Origin of the sequence: Burkholderia sp. BCC0419, from assembly GCF_902830285.1 — a bacterium.
Lineage (GTDB): Bacteria > Pseudomonadota > Gammaproteobacteria > Burkholderiales > Burkholderiaceae > Burkholderia.
In genome coordinates this window covers 494,827-512,453 of sequence record NZ_CADESR010000002.1, presented here as the reverse complement: position 1 = coordinate 512,453, position 17,627 = coordinate 494,827, and the positions used below count along the sequence as shown (strand labels likewise).

The following is a 17,627-nucleotide window of genomic DNA, read 5'->3' as shown; positions in this document are numbered from 1 at the left end:
CATGCATATCGATACCGATTCCTCATATCTGACGCCCGGCGTGGCGCGCGTGCAGGCCGAGCCGTGGGCCACGTTGCCCGACGGCGAGCCCGTGCGGCGCTATACGCTGCGCAACGCGCACGGGATGCGTGTGGTCGTCAGCGACCTCGGCGCGACCGTCGTGTCGTGGCTCGCACCTGACCGCACGGGACGCTTCGCCGATATCGTGCTCGCGCACGACACGCCGGCCGAGTACCTCGAATCCGGCGCCTATCTCGGCGCGACGGTCGGCCGATGGGCGAACCGGATCGCCGGCGCGCGCTTCACGCTCGACGGCGTCGACTACCTGCTCGACCGCAACGAGAACGGCAACCTGCTGCACGGCGGCGCGAACGGTTTTCATCGCGCGCGGTGGGACGTGCTCGACGATAGCGGCGGCCTGACGCTGCGGCTCGATTCGCCGGAAGGCGACGCGGGATTCCCCGGCAACGTGAGCGTGCAGGTGCGCTACACGCTCGACGACGACGGCACGCTGACGATCGACTATACGGCGCGAACCGATGCGCCGACGCCGCTGAACCTGACGAATCACAGCTACTTCAACCTGAACGGGCGCGCGGGCAGCGACGTGCGCGGCCATCTGCTGCACATCGACGCCGATGCGTTCCTCGAAGTGGACGACGCGCTGATCCCGACCGGCACGGCCGACGTGACGGGCACGGCGTTCGATTTCCGGCAAAGCGCGCCGCTCGGCGCGCGCCTCGACTGGCCGCATGCGCAACTGGCGCGGGCGCGCGGCTTCGATCACTGCTACGTCGTCGGCAACGGCGCGCGCGAGGTCCGGCCCGTCGCACGGATCTACGATCCGGAAAGCGGCCGCGAGTTGATCGTGTCGACCGATCAGCGCGGCCTGCAGCTCTATACGGGCAATTATCTCGACGGCCTGAGCGTGAGCGGCGGCACGCGCTGCGTGCAACACGCGGCGCTGTGCGTCGAGGCGGGCGGCTTTCCGGATCAGGTCAACATGGACGGCCTGCGCGACGACGTGATCGTTCGTCCGGGCGACGTCTATCGGCAGACCACGCGGTATCGGGTGGGGGTTCAGGCATAGGGCCCGCGAGTTGTATCGTCGTCCTTAAGGAAACATCAGCGCCAGCCCCAAGCGACTGCCGCTCCGCCCCGGCATCCGGGCCGCCGTGGCGGCCGGTCGTCGTTACGTACAGCGGACGACCGGTTGCCGCAGCGGACTAGCGTCAGCGATGCGCAGTGCCGGTTGTCGTCCTTCCGATTCGCCTCTCGATGCCGACACGGTGACGGCCCCGTGGTTGCCTAAACGCGCTGAGCCAGGGCGGCGGACAAGAAGTCGGTCACCATGCGCACGCGTGCCGGCACATACCGGCGTTTCGGCCAGACGAGGCTGACGTCTCTGACTTCTTTCAAAAATTCGTCGAGAACAGTGATGATGCCGGGATGCCCGAGTTCGTCGGTCAGTGAAGCCTGAGTGAAGAGGCCAATTCCGACACCCGCCAGCACGCCCGCCCGAATCGTTTCGACGCTGTTCGACGACAAGTTGCCGCGAACGGTCACGCTGAAGCCGCCGGCGGGGCCGACGAACGGCCAATTCGCGGCCGATTCCGAAAGGCCGCCATACAGAAGGCAATTGTGATCGACGAGTTCGTCAGGCGTCTTCGGGATGCCATGGCGCTCGAAATAGTCCCGCGAGCCGACGCAAACCAGGCGAGTGCTCGCCACGCGTTTGACGACGGCGTCGGCCTCGTCGACTCGACCGACTCGAACGGCGAGATCGATGCGGTCTTCCACCATGTCCCGCACGAAGTCCGACAGAACGAGATCGACCTGAAGGCCGGGGTGCGATGACAGCAAGTCGGGGATCAGCGGAAGAACGTGCAGGCGGCCGAAGGTGGAAGCCGTCGCGATCCTGACCAGGCCCGTGACGTCGAGCGTGCTGCTCGTCATCTCGGCGTCGGCTTCGTCGAATTCGTCAACGAGCGGCTTCATGCGATCGTAATAGCGCTGCCCCTGATCCGTCAGCGTGACACTGCGTGTACTGCGGTTCAGCAGCATCACGCCGAGACGTTTCTCGAGCGAGCCGACCGCCTTGCTGATGGCTGACTGCGAGTTGCCGGTCCTGCGCGCGGCAGCCGAGAAGCCGCCTGCGTCGACAACGGCGATGAACGCGCCGAGTTCGTCCAACCGATCCATTGCAGTTCCTGCGAAACCGCTCGTTTTCGCGATCGGATCGCTCACATTGAAGTGCGAGCGATTCTAGCAGGGAATCGCACTTATGAAGATTCGCCTGATTATCATTCGCGGCGCAGACCGTTACGCTTTCTTCCGTCAACCACGAATACACGGAAGATTCCAATGACTTCTCTCGCAGGCAAGGTCGCCGTCATCAGCGGCGGCACAACCGGTATCGGTCTCGCGATCGCGCAGCGCTATGTCGCCGAAGGGGCGCACGTATTCATCTTCGGGCGCCGGCAGGCTCAACTCGACGCGGCCGCCGAGCGGATCGGACGCAATGTCACGGCCATCCAGGCCGATGCGACGAATCTCGACGATCTCGAACGCGTCGCGTCGGTGGTCAGGGCCGACAAGGGCACGGTCGACATCGTCGTGTCGAATGCGGCGCTGGTCGAGCAGGCGTCGATCGATACCCTGACCCCGGAACATTTCGACAAGACGTTCAACCTCAACGCCCGCGGCCCCGTCTTTCTGGTGCAGAAGCTGCTGCCGCTCATGACGAACGGCGGATCGATCATTCTGGTTTCGTCGGCCATGCACGTGATGGGTATTCCGGGCCACACGGCCTACGCGGCGACGAAAGCGGCCTTGCGTTCGTATGCGCGCACCTGGGCCGCCGAGTTCAAGAATCGCGGCATTCGGGTCAACACGCTGAGCCCCGGCGTCACCGACACGCCGATGCTCGACTCGCAGGTGACGAATGCGCAGGAGCGTCAGGCCCTGGTCGACATGTACCTGAACATGATCCCCATCGGCCGGGTCGCGCAGCCCGAGGAGATGGCGAACGCGGCCGTGTTCCTTGCATCCGGTCAAAGCGCGTACATGACGGGTGCGGACCTGATGGTCGACGGCGGCGTCGGTCAGGTTTGACGCTCGACCGGCCGCATGCGGATTCGAGGCGGCGCGCGCGCATGCAATCGCTGGAACAGGAAAATGCTTTCTACGATTCGTTGGTTTGAGCGGCGCGGCGCAGCCCGTAGCATGGGCGCGTCACCCATCCTCCAGCATCGGAATGTCCGCGCAAACAGACAAGGTCGTCCATTGGCTGCTGTCCAGCCTGGAGCCGAAAAGCCAGCTTTTTCATGTCGGCCAGTATTGCGGCGACTGGCAGGCGTCCACCGCCGGCCGGGCGAAAGCGAGCTTCCACATCATCCTGCATGGATCGGCGTGGCTTCACTTCGCGGACGGACGCGACAGCATCCCGGTCGCCGAGGGTGAAGCCGTCTTTCTGCTGCGCGACGTGCCGCACGGGTTGTCGCCGAGCCCGGTCCACCCGCAGGCCTGCGCCGTCGCGGGCGGCCGCCCGCTCGAGCGACGCGGGTCGATGCAACCGCTCGACCCGTCGGTCGACGGCAGCGTCGGCCTCGCCTGCGGCTTCATCGAATTCCACTCCGCCGTGTCGCGCGCGATCGTGTCGCTCTTTCCCGAGTACCTGATCGTGCGGCGCGGCGACGACGCCTATCGCGGCATCCACGGGCTGTTCGACCTGATTCGCGCCGAAGGCCGTCATGGCGTCGACGCGCCGTCCCCGCTGATCGACAAGCTGGTCGAACTGCTGCTGTTCTATGCGGTGCGGGACGCGGCGGGGCACGATACCGTCGCCAGCGGGCTCGCATCGCTGATGCAGCGGACCGGCTTCGGCACGCTCGTCGCCGCGATCATCGATGCGCCCGCCGACGCGTGGACCACGGATTCGATGGCCGCGTTCGCGAACATGTCGCGCACCGCGTTCTGCAAGCACTTCAGCGAAGCGTCCGGCCATCCGCCGATGCAGTTCGTCACGATGGTGCGGATGCGGCTCGCGGCGGACCTGCTGCAACAAGGCCTGCCGATTTCGCGGGCAGGCGAACTGGTTGGCTATCAGTCGGAGTCGGCCTTCGCGCATGCGTTCAAGCGCACGATGGGCATGCAGCCCGGCGCATGGCGTCGCGACCGCGACCACGCGTCGCAATCGGCGGCCCGCCTGCACTAACGAGTCGGCCGGCACAACGTCTCGACCCGCGGCGCGGGACGAACGCACAGGAATCGCGGATGTTCGCGCATTGTCCGGCGGTGGCGCCGCCTCGACAATGATCGCACTGCCCCTCCGGAGAATCCTGTGAGCCGCCTGCCCTTGCCCACCGTCGAAACCGCCCCCGCGCCCAGCCAGCCCTTCCTGGAAAAATCGCAGCGTGCGAACGGTTTCCTGCCGAACCTCGTACGCTCGCTCGCGAACGCGCCGGTCGCCCTCGAAACCTATCTGACCGTCGCGGAGATCAACAGCCGCGCGGGCCTCACGTTCGCCGAGCGCGAAGCCGTCCAGATCACCGCGGCCGCCGTCCACGGCTGTGCGTTCTGCGTGGCCGGGCACACCGCCGCCGCGCTGAAAAAAGCCCATGTCGATCGCGCCGACGTCGATGCACTGCGCGATGGCGAACCGGTTGCCGATCCGCGGCTCGATGCCGTCGCCGCATTCACCCGCGCCGTGATCGCAACGCGCGGCGGCGTGACCAACGACGCGCTCGACGCGTTCCTGGCCACCGGCTTCACCGAAGCGAACGCACTCGAAGTGGTGCTGGGCGTGAGCCTCGCGACGCTGTGCAACTTCGCGAACAATCTGTCGCGCAACGAACTCAACCTCGAACTGGCCGCATACCGATGGGAACCCCGGACACAGGCCGCCTGACGGCGCCCGCACTCGACGCGTCGCTTGCCGACTGGCTCGACGCGAACGCCACGCAGCTCGACACGAGCGCCGCGCTGAAAGCGGAAGTCGTGCCGCGCCTCGCGGCCGCCGGACTGTTCCGGACCGGCGTGCCGGCGAGCCTCGGCGGCGCGGGCGGCACGACTGCGGACGCCATCGCCGGCATCGCCGCGGTGGCCGAGCATTCGCTGACCGCGGCCTTCGTGCTGTGGGGCCAGCGCAGCTTCATCGAATACCTGCTGCAAAGCCCGAATACCGCGCTGCGCGAACGCTGGCTGCCGGCGCTGCTCGACGGCCGTTGCGCCGGCGCCAGCGGCCTGTCGAACGCGATGAAGTATCTGTCCGGCATCGAGTCGCTTCAGATCGACGCGACACCGCAAGCGGAAAGCGCGGACGACTGGCGGCTGACCGGCAGGATGGCGTGGGTCACGAACCTGCGCGCGGAACGGTTCGTGGTGGCGGCAGCCGTCGCGTATGGCGATGGCCGGCCGTCCGCGATCGTCGCGATCCCGCATGACGCGCCCGGCCTGACACGCAGCACGGATCTCGACCTGATCGCGCTGCGCGGCAGCAACACCGCCGCGCTGCATCTCGACGACGTACCGACCGACGCGGCGTGGCTGATCCATCCGGACGCGCAAACCTTCCTGCCCGCAGTACGGCCGGCATTCCTCGGCTTGCAGTGCGGGCTGTCGATCGGGCTCGCGCGGCGGGCGCTGGCCGAAGCGCGGCGCGCGGCGGAAACGACGCGCGGCATTCTCGGCCCCGAAGTCGAATCCTGCGCGGTCGCACTCGCCGCCGCATGCGCGCAACTGTCGTCCGGTATCACCGACGGCAGCCTGCGCCTGCATCCCGACCGCCTGTTCGAGCTGCGCATCGCGCTCGCGACGCACGTGGCCACCGCAATGAACCTCGAGCTCGAAGCAAGCGGCGGCCGAGGCTATCTGCGCGATGCGGGGCTCGGCTTCGAGCGACGCTGGCGTGAAGCCGCGTTCATTCCGATCGTCACGCCGAGCGTGGTGCAGTTGAAGGCGCAACTCGCCGCGCAGACGCGGAGCATCGCCGCATGACGCCCCCGCTGCTGGACGCCCGCCACCTGACGCTCGGCTACGACGGCGAGCGCCGCAATACCGTGCTTGCCGATGTCTCGCTGTCGGTCGAGCGCGGCGAAATCGTCGCGTTGATCGGCCCGAGCGGGACCGGCAAGTCGAGCCTGCTGCGCGCACTGGCCGGCCTGGAGCGGCCGCAATCCGGCACCGTGTCGGTCGGCGGTGCAACGCTGCTAGGCCCGCACCCGAGGATCGCGATCGCGTTTCAGGACCCGTGCCTGTTGCCGTGGCTGTCGACCGAAAGAAACGTCGCGTTCGGGCTCGCCTTCGCGCATCAGGAGCGCCTCACGCGCGATCAGCAACGCGAGCGCGTCCGCTCTGCGCTGCGCGCGGTCGGACTCGAAGCCGCCGCGTCGCTACGCCCGGCCCAGCTCTCCGGCGGGATGGCGCAGCGCGCGGCGCTGGCGCGCGCACTGGCGCGTCAGCCGCACGCGCTGCTGCTCGACGAGCCGTTCTCGGCGCTCGACGAAGTGACGCGCGCCGCGATGCAGCAGTTGCTGGTGAACATCGTGTCGACGACGCGATGCGCGACGGTGCTCGTGACCCACGATATCGACGAGGCGCTGCTCGTGGCCGATCGCATCGTGCTGCTCGGCACGCAAGGCCGCTTCATCGACGCGTGGCAGGTCGATTTCCCGCATCCGCGCGACGCGTTCGTCAGCGAACTCGGCACGATGCGCATCAACATCCTGAAGGCGTTGCAGGCCGGCATGAAGCGCCCGCATACCGCCGAACTCCAATCCCTGAACTGACCTGACCTGCCTATCCATGTGCCAGATTCCGATGTCGCGCCGCGAATGGCTGAAGCTTGCGGCCCTGTTCACCGCGACGGGCGCCGCCCCGTTGCTATCGATGGCGAACGCGCACGCCGCGGCCGAACCGGATGCGCCGGTTCGCATCGGCTATCTGCCGATCACCGACGCGGCGCCGTTGCTGGTGGCCCACAACAACGGCTATTTCGCGTCCGAAGGGCTGACGGTCGAGCAGCCGAAGCTGCTGCGCAGCTGGGCGCAGCTCGTCGAAGCGTTCCTGTCCGGCCAGGTCAATGTCGTACACCTGCTGTCGCCGATGACGCTTTGGGCGCGCTACGGCAGCCGCGCGCCGGCGAAGGTGGTCGCGTGGAACCACGTGAACGGCTCCGGGCTGACCGTCGCGCCCGACATCGATGCGCTGCACGATCTCGGCGGCAAGACCGTCGCGATTCCGTTCTGGTATTCGATTCACAACGTCGTGCTGCAGGACATGCTGCGCCAGCAGGGGCTCGTGCCCGTGCTCAAGCGGAGCGGCACGCCCGCGGCGAACGAGGTCAACCTGGTCGTCATGGCGCCGTCGGACATGCTGCCCGCGCTCGCCGCGCGCCAGATCGCCGGGTATATCGTCGCGGAGCCGTTCAACGCGACCGCGGAATTGATGAAGATCGGCAAGATCCTGCGTTTCACCGGCGATGTCTGGAAGAACCATGCGTGCTGCGTCGTGTTCATGCACGAGAACGATCTGACGCAGCGCCCCGCGTGGTCGCAAAAGGTCGTCAACGCGATCGTGAAGGCGCAGCTGTGGGCGCGCACGCATCCGCAGGACACCGCGCAACTGCTGTCGAAGGACGGCACGCACCGCTATTCGCCGCATACGCTCGCGTCGCTCGACCGCGTGCTGGTTCCGTCGGCGTCGCTGGCCGACACCTATCGGGCGAGCGGCGCGATCCGTCATGCGGACTGGCACGCCAAGCGGATCGACTTCCAGCCGTATCCGTTCCCGAGCTATACCGAGGCGCTGGTTCAGCGGCTGAAGCGGACGGTGGTCGACGGCGACAGCGCATTCCTCGCGTCGCTCGATCCGGCGTTCGCGGCCCGCGATCTCGTCGACGACCGGTTCGTGCGCAAGAGCATCGACGCGGTCGGCGGGCTGACCGCGTTCGGTCAGCCGGGCGCGTTCCAGCGCGAGGAGATCATCGTTGTCTGATGCGCTCGCCACCCGCCGTTCGTCCGCACCCGACACGCGCCGGGCCGACGGCGCCCGCTTCCCGGCGCACGTTGTCGCGGGATGGCTCGGCGTCGCCGGGCTCGTGGCGACGGTCGCCGTCTGGTGGGCCGCGATCCACGTGTTGACCGAGCCCGGCTCGCTCGGCCGGCAGTTTGCGCCGGACAGCGCGTTCGCCAGCCTGCGGTCGCTGTGCGCGGACGATCATCTCGTCGAACACGCGCTCGTCAGCCTGCGACGCATCGGCGTCGGGCTCGGTGCGGCGCTGCTGGCCGGCGTCCCGCTCGGATTGTTGATCGGCCGCGTGCAATGGGTCGAGCGGATGCTGTCGCCGACGTTCCAGTTCCTGCGGATGGTGTCGCCGCTGTCGTGGATGCCGCTCGCGGTCATGTCGTTCGGCATCGGCGATCGCGCGATCTACTTTCTGCTTGGATTCGCCGCGTTGTGGCCGGTGCTGATGAGCACGGCTGCCGGCGTCACGCAGATCGACCGACGCTGGCTGCAGCTCGGCGCAAGCCTCGCGGCCACCCGCCGCGAGCTGCTGGTGCATATCGTGCTGCCCGCCATTGCGGGGCCGCTGCTCAACGGCATCCGGCTCGCGATCGGCATCCTGTGGATCGTGCTGGTGCCGGCCGAGATGCTCGGCGTCAACGCGGGCCTCGGCTACCTGATCCTCGATACGCGCGACCGGCTCGCGTACTCCGAGCTGACCGCGGTGATCGTCGTGATCGGCGCACTGGGGTTCACGCTCGACGGCATCGCTCGGCTGTTGACTCGCGCGCTGCTGGCGTCCGATCGCTAGCGCCGCTAAGGCGATAGGCAGCGATCGGACGAACCGTTTGCCGCTGGCGGCTCAATTCCACGCATGCCGCGCCGGGCGCGCGCCGTTCAGATAGTAGTTGCCGACGAGGTGATATTTCCAGCGCACCGGATCGTGCAGCGTATGCGTGCGCGCATTGCGCCAATGCCGGTCGAGGTTGTGCTCGGCGAGCGTCGACTGCGTGCCGGCCAGCTCGAACAGCTTCTCGCCCGCGAGTAGCGCGACCTCGGTCGTCAGCACCTTCGCTTCGCCGACCGCGACGGATGCCCACGCGACATCGTCTTCGGTCACGTCGCCCTTCGCCGCGATTTCGTCGAGCGTGCGCGCCGCACGTTCGAGCAACGCGTCGGCCGCATGCAGCTGGATATGCAGGCGGCCGATTTCGCGAATCGTCAGCGGATCGTCCGCTGCCCGTTCGACGCCGCTGTCGACCCACGGCCGCGTGCGGGTCCGCACGAACGCGAGCGTATCGTCGATGGCCGCCTTCGCGATGCCTGCGTCGATCGCCGCCTGGATGATCTGCGACAGCGGGCCGTTGAGCGTCGGCACGTCCGACACGCGCTGCGCGGGCAGCACGTGCGACGCCGGGATGCGCACCGCGTCGAGCACGACCGTGCCGCTCGCGGTCGTGCGCTGCCCGAATCCCGACCAGTCGTCGATCACGGTCAGGCCGGGCGTCGGTTGCGGCACGTACGCGAGCCAGGCCTGCTGCGCGTCGTCGAGCCCGAGCACCGGCACGTAATGCGCGAACAGCGCACCGGTCGAGTAGAACTTCGTGCCGTCGACGACATAGTCGTCGCCGTCGCGGCGCACGCGCGTCTTCAGGTCGAGCACGTGCTTCGTGCCCTTCTCCGAGAATCCGTTGCCGAACCGCTTGCCGCTCAGCACTTCGGCGAAGAAATGACGCTTCTGCGCGTCGCTGCCGACGAGCGCGATCACGTCGACCAGCCCGAAATGATTCTGCGGAAGCTGCCCGAGCGACGCATCGGCCGCGGCGACGATTTTGATCACCTCGGTGAGCGTCACATGTGATACGCCTGCGCCGCCGTACGCCTTCGGCACCGTGATCGCCCACAGCCCCGACTGCGAAAACCATTCGATTTCTTCGCGCGGCAGGCGGCGCTCGCGATCGCGTTCGGCCGCCCCTTCCGCCAGGCGTCGCGCCAGCGCATGCGCGACCGCAATCGCTTCCGCATCATCGGCGATTACGTGCGCCGCCTGCGGTGGTACGTCGGCCGGCCGCTCCTGAATCGTCGCGCTCGTGTCTGACATCGGGTTCTCCTGTCGAATGGCGAAAGCATTCAATCTAGCAGCGCCGCGCGGGCCGGAAAACCGAGCGATTCTCGAAACGATATTCCTTTGGAGAACAAACGACGTCGGGGCTGACGCAGGTGAACCGGTGCTTTGACGCCGTAACGGATGCAAAAACGTCGATGCATCCCCGCACGATCTCGGCCGCAGTCTCGGTAATACGCAGCGACGATAACGATCCGAGAATCCGTTATTGGAATGCCCGCGTCGCGCTTCCTATACTGGGCTCCCGGCGCACACGGCCCGTCTTTCGAGGAATACCGCATGACTTCGTCGCACGCAGCCTCCGACCTTTCCACCGGTACCGACTACGATGCGCTCGCAAGCCGGTTCCGACCGATCTTCGAGCGCATCGCCGCCGGTGCCGCCGAGCGCGAACGCCGCCGCGAACTGCCGCATGAGGCGATCGGCTGGCTGAAGTCGGCAGGCTTCGGCGCGATCCGACTGCCGGCCAGCGCCGGCGGCGCCGGTGCATCGCTGCCGCAATTGTTCCGGCTGCTGACCGAGCTGGCCGCCGCCGATTCCAATTTGCCGCAGGCGTTGCGCGGGCATTTCGCGTTCGTCGAGGACTGGCTGAACGCGCCGGACGGGCCGCAGCGCACGACCTGGTTCGACCGCTTCGCGAGCGGCCAGCTCGTCGGCAATGCGTGGTCGGAAGCCGGCGACGTGCCGCTCGGCCAGACCATTACCAAGGTATCGGAGCAGAACGGCCGGCTCGTGCTGAACGGCCGCAAGTTCTACAGCACCGGCAGCCTGTTCGCCGACTGGATCGACGTGTTCGCGCAGCGCGCGCACGACGGCAGCGACGTGATCGTCGCCGTCGCGACCGCGCAGCCGGGCGTGATCCGCGAGGACGACTGGGACGGCTTCGGCCAGACCACCACCGGCAGCGGCACGACGCGCTTCGAGGATGCCACGGTCGACGCGGACAACGTGATCGATTTCGCGCGCCGCTTCAAGTACCAGACCGCGTTCTACCAGTTGTTCCACGTCGCGACGCTGGCCGGCATCGGCCACGCGATCGTGCGCGACGCGGGCGAGCTCGTGCGCAACCGCACGCGCGTGTACAGCCACGGCAATGCGCAGCGTGCGGGCGACGATGCGCAGCTTCAACAGGTGATCGGCGAGATCGCATCCTGGGCGTACGCGGCCGACGCGCTCGCGCTGCGCGCCGCGCAACCGCTTCAGCAGGCGTACGAAGCGCGCTTCGGCGGCGACGAAGCGGCCGAGCAGGCCGCGAACGTCACGGCCGAAATCGAATCCGCGCAGAGCCAGCTCGTCGTGTCCGAACTCGTGCTGCGCGCGGCGACGCGCCTGTTCGATGCGCTCGGCGCGTCCGCGATCCGCAACACGACCGCGCTCGATCGCCACTGGCGCAACGCGCGCACGGTGTCGTCGCACAATCCGCTCGTCTACAAGGCGCGCATCGTCGGCGACTGGGTCATCAACGGCCGCACGCCGCCGTTCGTCTGGCGCGTGGGCAACGGTGCGGGCGCCGGCGCGGAAACGGGGGCCGCGCAATGAGCAAGACCATCCGCTTCAACGCGTTCGAGATGAACTGCGTGGGCCACCAGTCGCCCGGTCTGTGGGCGCATCCGCGCGACCGCTCGTGGCAGTACAAGGATCTCGACTACTGGACCGACCTCGCCCGCGTGCTCGAGCGCGGAATCTTCGATGCGATCTTCATCGCGGACGTGATCGGCTACTACGACGTGTACAAGGGCAGCAACTACCACGCGCTGCACCAGGCCGCGCAGATCCCGGTCAACGATCCGCTGCAACTGGCCGCGCCGATCGCGATGGCGACCGAGCATCTCGGCATCGGCATCACCGCGTCGACGACGTTCGAGCACCCGTACACGTTCGCACGCCGGCTGTCGACCGCCGACCATCACACGAAAGGCCGGCTCGCGTGGAACATCGTCACGTCGTACCTGGAGAGCGGCGCGAAGAACATCGGCGATCACGGGCTGCGCACGCACGACGACCGCTATGCGGTCGCGGCCGAGTACGTCGAGGTGCTGTACAAGCTGTTCGAGGGCAGTTGGGAGGATGGCGCGGTGGTGCGCGATCGCGACGGCCGCGTGTTCACGCATCCGGAGAAAGTACACGAGATCGGCCACAAGGGCCGCTACTTCGACGTGCCCGGCTATCACCTGTGCGAACCGTCGCCGCAGCGCACGCCGGTGCTGTTCCAGGCCGGCGCGTCCGGCCCCGGCAAGGCGTTCGCCGCGCAGCACGCCGAATGCGTGTTCGTCGCCGCGCCGACCCGCGACCAGCTCGCGCGCTACGTGGCCGACGTGCGTGCGCAGGCCGCGGCCGCCGGGCGCGATCCGGCGAAGGTGCTGATCTACAACCTCGTCACGGTGATCGTCGACGAGACCGACGAGCAGGCGCAGGCCAAGTTCGACGAGTATCGGCGCTACGTGTCGTACGACGGCTCGCTGGTGTTCATGTCGGGCTGGACCGGCATCGACTTCGGCCAGTACGCGCCGACCGATCCCGTCAGGCGCGTCGAAACGAATGCGATCGTGTCGGCGGTCGAGCACCTGTCGGGCGGCGACACCGCGTGGACGATCGAGGCGCTGGCAGCCTGGGGCGGTATCGGCGGGATGGGCCCGGTGTTCGTCGGGTCGGCGGCCACCGTCGCGGACCTCCTGCAGGAATGGGTGGCCGCGACCGACGTGGACGGCTTCAATCTCGCGTATGCGGTCGCGCATGAAACCTTCGAGGACATCGTGCGCTATCTGGTGCCCGAGTTGCAGCGGCGCGGCGTGTATCCGACCGCGTATGCGCCGGGCACGCTGCGCGAAAAGCTGTTCGGCGGCTCGGCGCGATTGCCCGACGAGCATCCGGCCGCGCAGTTTCGCGATATCGAACAGGTCAAGCGCGCGGCCGAGCGGGAAGCGGTCAGCGCGTAACGCGCAATATGTCGAGGCCGGTCCGTCCGCATTCACGCGCCAACCGGCTTCAGCACAAACGGCTTCGTGCGGTTCGACGAAGCCGTTTGTGTTCTCCGGGGAACGACGAACGCCCCCGGTCAGCGTTCACGCCGCCACGCTTTCGTCGTCGACGTCGTACGCCGTCGGTTCGTACCGCACGATCAGCAGAAACACGATCGGCGTGACCGCACTGATCGCGACGACCCAGAACATGTCGGTGCCGAGTCGGGCTTGGAGAATCGGCAACACGAACAGCGCAAGCGCCTGGCCGATGCCGCACAGCGACCGCCCGAAGCCGACGCCGGTGCCGCGGATCGCAGCCGGATACGACAGCGTCGGATAGATCATCATCTGCGCACCCGGCCCGAAACCTTCGGCGAACAGCCACGTGCCGAGCATCAGCAGCACGACACCCACCGCCAGTGCACCGTGCGGATGGCCTGCGAGCGCCAGCGCGACGAGCGCGACCGTTTGCAGCGCGAACCCCGCGATCGCGACATGACGCGACGGATAGCGATACGCGAGGCGCATGCCCAGCAAGCCGCCGGTGAACGCGAACAGCACGTTCAACGCCAGCGATGCGGCGATCGTCTCGAACACACCCGCACCCAGAAATTGCGACAGGATCGACGGCAGGAAGAACGCAATCGCCGTGTATTCGAACGGGATGCACAGGTTCATCACACTGGCGACGATCGTGCGTCCCAGATACGGACGCTGGAACAGCACGCGAATCCGCACGGGCGGCGGGCTCGGCTCGCGTCGCGCGTCCGCCGCTTCATGCGCGTGAATGCCGTACGACTCGCGCAGGATGCGCGCGGCGTTGGCCAGATCGCCCTGATTCGCGGCCCACAGCGGCGATTCGTTCATGAAGCGGTTCCGGAACAGGATGATGACGAGCGCCGGCACCGCGCCGAAGATCAGCGATGCGCGCCACAGCCATCCCGCATGCTCGGCCGGCAGCAGGAAATACAGGCCGAAGATCAGCAGGAAGCATACCGACGACGCGACGTACCACATCGGGCACCACGCGGCGAGCCGCGACGCCTTGTTGCCGCGGCCGTTGAACTTCGAGAATTCGGCGAGGAACGCCATCGCGACGGGCAGGTCGATGCCGACGCCGAGCCCCATCACGAAGCGTGCGGCGATCAGCACCCAGACGTTCGGCGCGAGCCCGGCCGCGATCGCCGCGACCACGAAGAACAGCATGTCGGCCATGAACACCTGGTAGCGGCCGATCCGGTCGGTCAGCCAGCCGCCGATCAGGCTGCCGAAGATCGTACCGATCATGATCGCCGACCCCACCAGCCCGGTCAGCGCGGGCGTGAGCCCGAATTCGCGCGCCACGTCGTCGATGCCGTACGACAGCGTCGTCAGGTCGTACGCGTCGAGAAACACGCCGCCGAGCGCCAGCAGCACGATCATCCGTGCATGGCTGACCGAACTGTCCACCGTGTTGATCAGGCGCGCGACGTCGCTGGCCGAGCGGATGGGGGAAGATACCGGCGTGACGGGGCTCAGATCGATCGAACTCATCGGATTCCTTAGTGTGATGCCGAATGCACGGCAAGGTCGTCGTGAAGCCGGGAACCGGGCAGGTGCCTGCGCGACCATCGCGGCGTCGAGCGAACGCGGCGCCGCTGTCGCCGAGTTCCGGCAGCGGAAATTCTGTTCCCTCGATCCGGCAATCCCAAGCGATATAAAGCGATAAATTAATCGGCGTGCGTCATAAAGTTGTGCGGGCCGCGCTTAGCAGCAACACGCATGTTCAAACGCGAATTTCTTCGTTAACGGATTGCCTGCGCCTCGTTACATTAGCCCACTACCCTGCCTGTTCGCGGCGCGCTGCCGCTCTTCCGGAGAATCCCCAATGAAGCCGTTCTGGTCCCGCGTGTGGCAATCCGCGGCCCTCGTCGTTGCCGCGCTTGCCGGCCTCGCGTCGATGCAAGCGCACGCGGCGACACCCGCTGAAATCCGCGTCGACTATGCGTACTACTCGCCCGAGAGTCTCGTGATCCGCCACTTCGGCTGGCTCGACGACGAATTCAAGGCCGACCATGCGGCGATTCGCTGGGTGCTGAGCCTCGGCAGCAATCGCGCGCTCGAATACCTGAACAGCGGCGCGGTCGATTTCGGCTCGGCTGCGGGGCTCGCGTCGGTGCTCGCGCGTGCGAACGGCAATCCGATCCACACCGTCTACGTGTTCTCGCGCCCCGAATGGACGGCGCTCGTGGTGCGCAAGGATTCGCCGATCCGTTCGCTCGCCGACCTGAAGGGCAAGAAGATCGCCGCGACGCGCGGCACCGATCCGTTCCTGTTCACGCTGCGCGCGCTGCACACGGTCGGCCTGACGCGCGACGACGTCGAGATCGTCAACCTGCAGCATCCGGACGGCCGCACCGCGCTCGCGAACGGTCAGGTCGATGCATGGGCCGGGCTCGATCCGCACATGGCCGCCGCCCAGCTCGACGACGGCGCGCGCCTGCTGTACCGCAATGTCACGTTCAATACGTACGGGTTCCTGAATGTTCGCGACGCGTTCGCGAGCCAGTATCCGCAGGCGGTGACGCGCGTGCTGAAGGTCTACGATCGTGCGCGCCAGTGGATCGTCGCGCATCCGGCCGAGACCGCGCAGATCGTCGCGGACGAATCGAAGGTGTCGCTGCCGGTCGCGAAGCTGCAGCTTCAGCGCAACGACTTCAGCGCCCCGGTTCCGGGCGACACGCAGCGCACGGCGCTGAAGGCCGCGGCGCCGGTGCTGACGGCCGAGCAGTTGACCAGGCCGGGTGTCGATCCCGCGAAGATCGTCGATACGCTGATCGATCCGTCGTTCGCGCGCCCGATCGTCGCCGCATCGCACTGAGCGTGCCGCCGATGACGGACACCACCGCGCGCGGCGACGCGCTCGCGTCGCACCAACCCGCTTCGCCGCCCCGTGCGGCCCGACGCGACCCGCTGCGCGCGTGGCGTATCGCGGGCCTCGCGCTGCCGTTCGCCGCGCTCGTGCTGCTGGAGGTCGTGGTGCGGCGCGGCTGGCTGCCGGATCATCTCGTGCCGGCGCCGAGCGAGATTCTCGATACGCTGGCGCGGATGGGCGTCACGCGGGTCGCACGCCATGTCGGCGCGAGCACGCTGCGCGTCGCGGCCGGGTTTGCGGCCGGCGCCGGGCTCGCGCTCGTCGTCGGCGCGGCAATGGGCCTGAGCCGCCGGATCGACGCGCTGTTCGAACCGACGTTCCAGGCGCTGCGCGCGATTCCGTCGCTTGCATGGGTGCCGGTGCTGCTACTGTGGCTCGGCATCGACGAAGCGCCGAAGATCACGCTGATCGCGATCGGCGCGTTCTTTCCGGTTCACCTCGCGGTGGTCGCCGGCATTCGCGACGTCGACCGCAAGCTCGTCGAGCTCGGCGCGGTGTACCGGCTCGGCCCGCTCGCGCTGTTCCGCCGGATCCTGCTGCCGGCCGCGCTGCCGCAGATCGTCACCGGCCTGCGGACCGGCCTCAGTCTCGCGTGGATGTTCATGGTCGCCGCGGAGCTGATCGCGGCCACGCGCGGCCTCGGCTTCCTGTTGAGCGACGGCCGCGAAACCGGGCGCCCCGATCTCGTGTTCGGCGCGATCCTGCTGCTCGCGTTGCTCGGCAAGCTGACCGACGGCGCGATGCGCCGCATCGAGTCGCGCTGGCTCGGCTGGCGCGATGCGTTCGACGGCGCGTCGCGCGAGGGCAGGCAATGAGCGCCGCGCCTTCCGTCCGCCCGGCCGGCATCGCCACGCCGCTGCTCGACCTGCGGATCGCCCGCAAGCTGTATGGCGATCGCACGATCCTGGCCGACATCACGTTGCAGGTCGCGCGCGGCGAGATCGTCTGCGTGGTCGGCCCGAGCGGATGCGGCAAGAGCACGCTGCTGCGGATCGTCGCCGGCCTCGACCCGGACTTCCGCGGCAGCGTGACGCTCGACGGCAGCGCGCTGGCCGGGCCGTCCGCGCGCGTCGGCGTGATCTTCCAGGAGCCGCGGCTGCTGCCGTGGCTGTCGATCGCGGACAACGTCGGCTTCGCGTCCGGCGCGCGGGGCGGACGCGACCCGAGCGTCGCGCGCTTGCTCGACGAGGTCGGTCTGGCCGGCGTCGCGCGGCAACTGCCGGCCACGTTGTCGGGCGGGATGGCGCAGCGCGCCGCGATCGCGCGCGGGCTGTTCGGCGAGCCGGATCTGCTGCTGCTCGACGAACCGTTCAGCGCGGTCGACGCGATCACCAGGATGCGCTTGCAGACGCTGCTGCTCGATGTCGTCCACCGGCACCGGATGGCCGCGATCGTCGTCACGCACGATCTCGACGAGGCGCTGTATCTCGGCGATCGCGTGCTGATGCTCGCGCCGAACCCGGGCCGCGTCGACGACGAAATCCAGGTCGACGTCGCACGGCCGCGCGATCGGCGCGATCCGTCGCTGGCCGCGCAGCGGGCGCGGCTGCTCGATGCGTTCCAGCGCTTTCACGATCGCGCGGCGGGCGACGCGGCCGGCATCCCGATCACGCCGGCCTGACCT

General features: G+C 67.9%; 16 protein-coding genes. 13 read left to right on the top strand and 3 right to left on the bottom strand.

All coding sequences use genetic code 11. The annotated features are described in order from the left end of the window. Position 1 precedes the first annotated feature (1 nt). On the top strand, positions 2–1,090 hold the full coding sequence (locus HWW87_RS15790; protein WP_175821069.1) for an aldose epimerase family protein: 1,089 nt from the start codon (positions 2–4) through the stop codon (positions 1,088–1,090). A 218-nt stretch (positions 1,091–1,308) separates the two neighbouring features. Here HWW87_RS15790 and HWW87_RS15785 read toward each other — a convergent pair whose 3' ends face one another. Beyond that, positions 1,309–2,202 (bottom strand): LysR family transcriptional regulator, encoded by an 894-nt coding sequence (locus HWW87_RS15785; protein WP_175821068.1) that lies wholly within the window; start codon positions 2,200–2,202, stop codon positions 1,309–1,311. A gap of 162 nt (positions 2,203–2,364) precedes the next feature. On the opposite strand from HWW87_RS15785, the gene HWW87_RS15780 reads away from it, so the two are divergent. The 7 genes from HWW87_RS15780 to HWW87_RS15750 all read left to right on the top strand — a co-directional run bounded on the left by HWW87_RS15780 (position 2,365) and on the right by HWW87_RS15750 (position 8,815). Continuing rightward, positions 2,365–3,114, top strand: a complete 750-nt coding sequence (locus tag HWW87_RS15780) for an SDR family oxidoreductase (RefSeq protein WP_175821067.1) — start codon at positions 2,365–2,367, stop codon at positions 3,112–3,114. Between the two features lie 142 nt (positions 3,115–3,256). Beyond that, a complete protein-coding gene (locus tag HWW87_RS15775; protein ID WP_175821066.1) occupies positions 3,257–4,216 on the top strand; it encodes an AraC family transcriptional regulator in 960 nt (319 codons plus the stop codon). 126 nt (positions 4,217–4,342) lie between these two features. Further along, positions 4,343–4,909 carry a carboxymuconolactone decarboxylase family protein gene (locus HWW87_RS15770; RefSeq protein WP_175821065.1) on the top strand — a complete coding sequence of 189 codons (567 nt, stop codon included), beginning with the start codon at positions 4,343–4,345 and terminating at the stop codon, positions 4,907–4,909. Next, positions 4,882–5,997, top strand: coding sequence for an acyl-CoA dehydrogenase family protein (locus HWW87_RS15765; protein WP_175821064.1), 1,116 nt, complete (start codon positions 4,882–4,884; stop codon positions 5,995–5,997). The genes HWW87_RS15770 and HWW87_RS15765 overlap by 28 nt, the downstream gene beginning before the upstream one ends. Next, positions 5,994–6,788, top strand: a complete 795-nt coding sequence (locus HWW87_RS15760; RefSeq protein ID WP_175821063.1) for an ATP-binding cassette domain-containing protein — start codon at positions 5,994–5,996, stop codon at positions 6,786–6,788. Before HWW87_RS15765 ends, HWW87_RS15760 begins: the two co-directional genes overlap by 4 nt. 16 nt (positions 6,789–6,804) lie before the next feature. After that, complete coding sequence (locus HWW87_RS15755; protein ID WP_175821062.1) at positions 6,805–7,995, top strand: ABC transporter substrate-binding protein; 1,191 nt, start codon at positions 6,805–6,807, stop codon at positions 7,993–7,995. Beyond that, complete coding sequence (locus HWW87_RS15750; protein WP_175821061.1) at positions 7,988–8,815, top strand: ABC transporter permease; 828 nt, start codon at positions 7,988–7,990, stop codon at positions 8,813–8,815. Before HWW87_RS15755 ends, HWW87_RS15750 begins: the two co-directional genes overlap by 8 nt. 51 nt (positions 8,816–8,866) lie before the next feature. Here the strand turns inward: HWW87_RS15750 and HWW87_RS15745 are convergent, their stop codons facing one another. Next, a complete protein-coding gene (locus HWW87_RS15745; protein WP_175821060.1) occupies positions 8,867–10,105 on the bottom strand; it encodes an SfnB family sulfur acquisition oxidoreductase in 1,239 nt (412 codons plus the stop codon). A gap of 303 nt (positions 10,106–10,408) precedes the next feature. Here HWW87_RS15745 and HWW87_RS15740 point away from each other — a divergent pair, with 303 nt between their 5' ends. After that, a complete protein-coding gene (locus HWW87_RS15740) occupies positions 10,409–11,668 on the top strand; it encodes an acyl-CoA dehydrogenase family protein (RefSeq protein WP_175821059.1) in 1,260 nt (419 codons plus the stop codon). Further along, positions 11,665–13,065, top strand: a complete 1,401-nt coding sequence (locus tag HWW87_RS15735; RefSeq protein ID WP_175821058.1) for an LLM class flavin-dependent oxidoreductase — start codon at positions 11,665–11,667, stop codon at positions 13,063–13,065. Before HWW87_RS15740 ends, HWW87_RS15735 begins: the two co-directional genes overlap by 4 nt. A gap of 126 nt (positions 13,066–13,191) precedes the next feature. Here the strand turns inward: HWW87_RS15735 and HWW87_RS15730 are convergent, their stop codons facing one another. Further along, entirely contained in the window at positions 13,192–14,622 is a 1,431-nt protein-coding gene (locus HWW87_RS15730) for an MFS transporter (protein ID WP_175821057.1), read from the bottom strand. A gap of 334 nt (positions 14,623–14,956) precedes the next feature. Between HWW87_RS15730 and HWW87_RS15725 the strand changes: the two genes are divergently transcribed. The 3 genes from HWW87_RS15725 to HWW87_RS15715 are packed head-to-tail and all read left to right on the top strand — an operon-like array spanning position 14,957 to position 17,624. Beyond that, entirely contained in the window at positions 14,957–15,949 is a 993-nt protein-coding gene (locus HWW87_RS15725) for an aliphatic sulfonate ABC transporter substrate-binding protein (protein ID WP_175821056.1), read from the top strand. A gap of 11 nt (positions 15,950–15,960) precedes the next feature. After that, a complete protein-coding gene (locus HWW87_RS15720) occupies positions 15,961–16,818 on the top strand; it encodes an ABC transporter permease (RefSeq protein ID WP_175821055.1) in 858 nt (285 codons plus the stop codon). Beyond that, complete coding sequence (locus HWW87_RS15715; protein ID WP_175821054.1) at positions 16,815–17,624, top strand: ABC transporter ATP-binding protein; 810 nt, start codon at positions 16,815–16,817, stop codon at positions 17,622–17,624. The genes HWW87_RS15720 and HWW87_RS15715 overlap by 4 nt, the downstream gene beginning before the upstream one ends. Positions 17,625–17,627 lie beyond the last annotated feature (3 nt).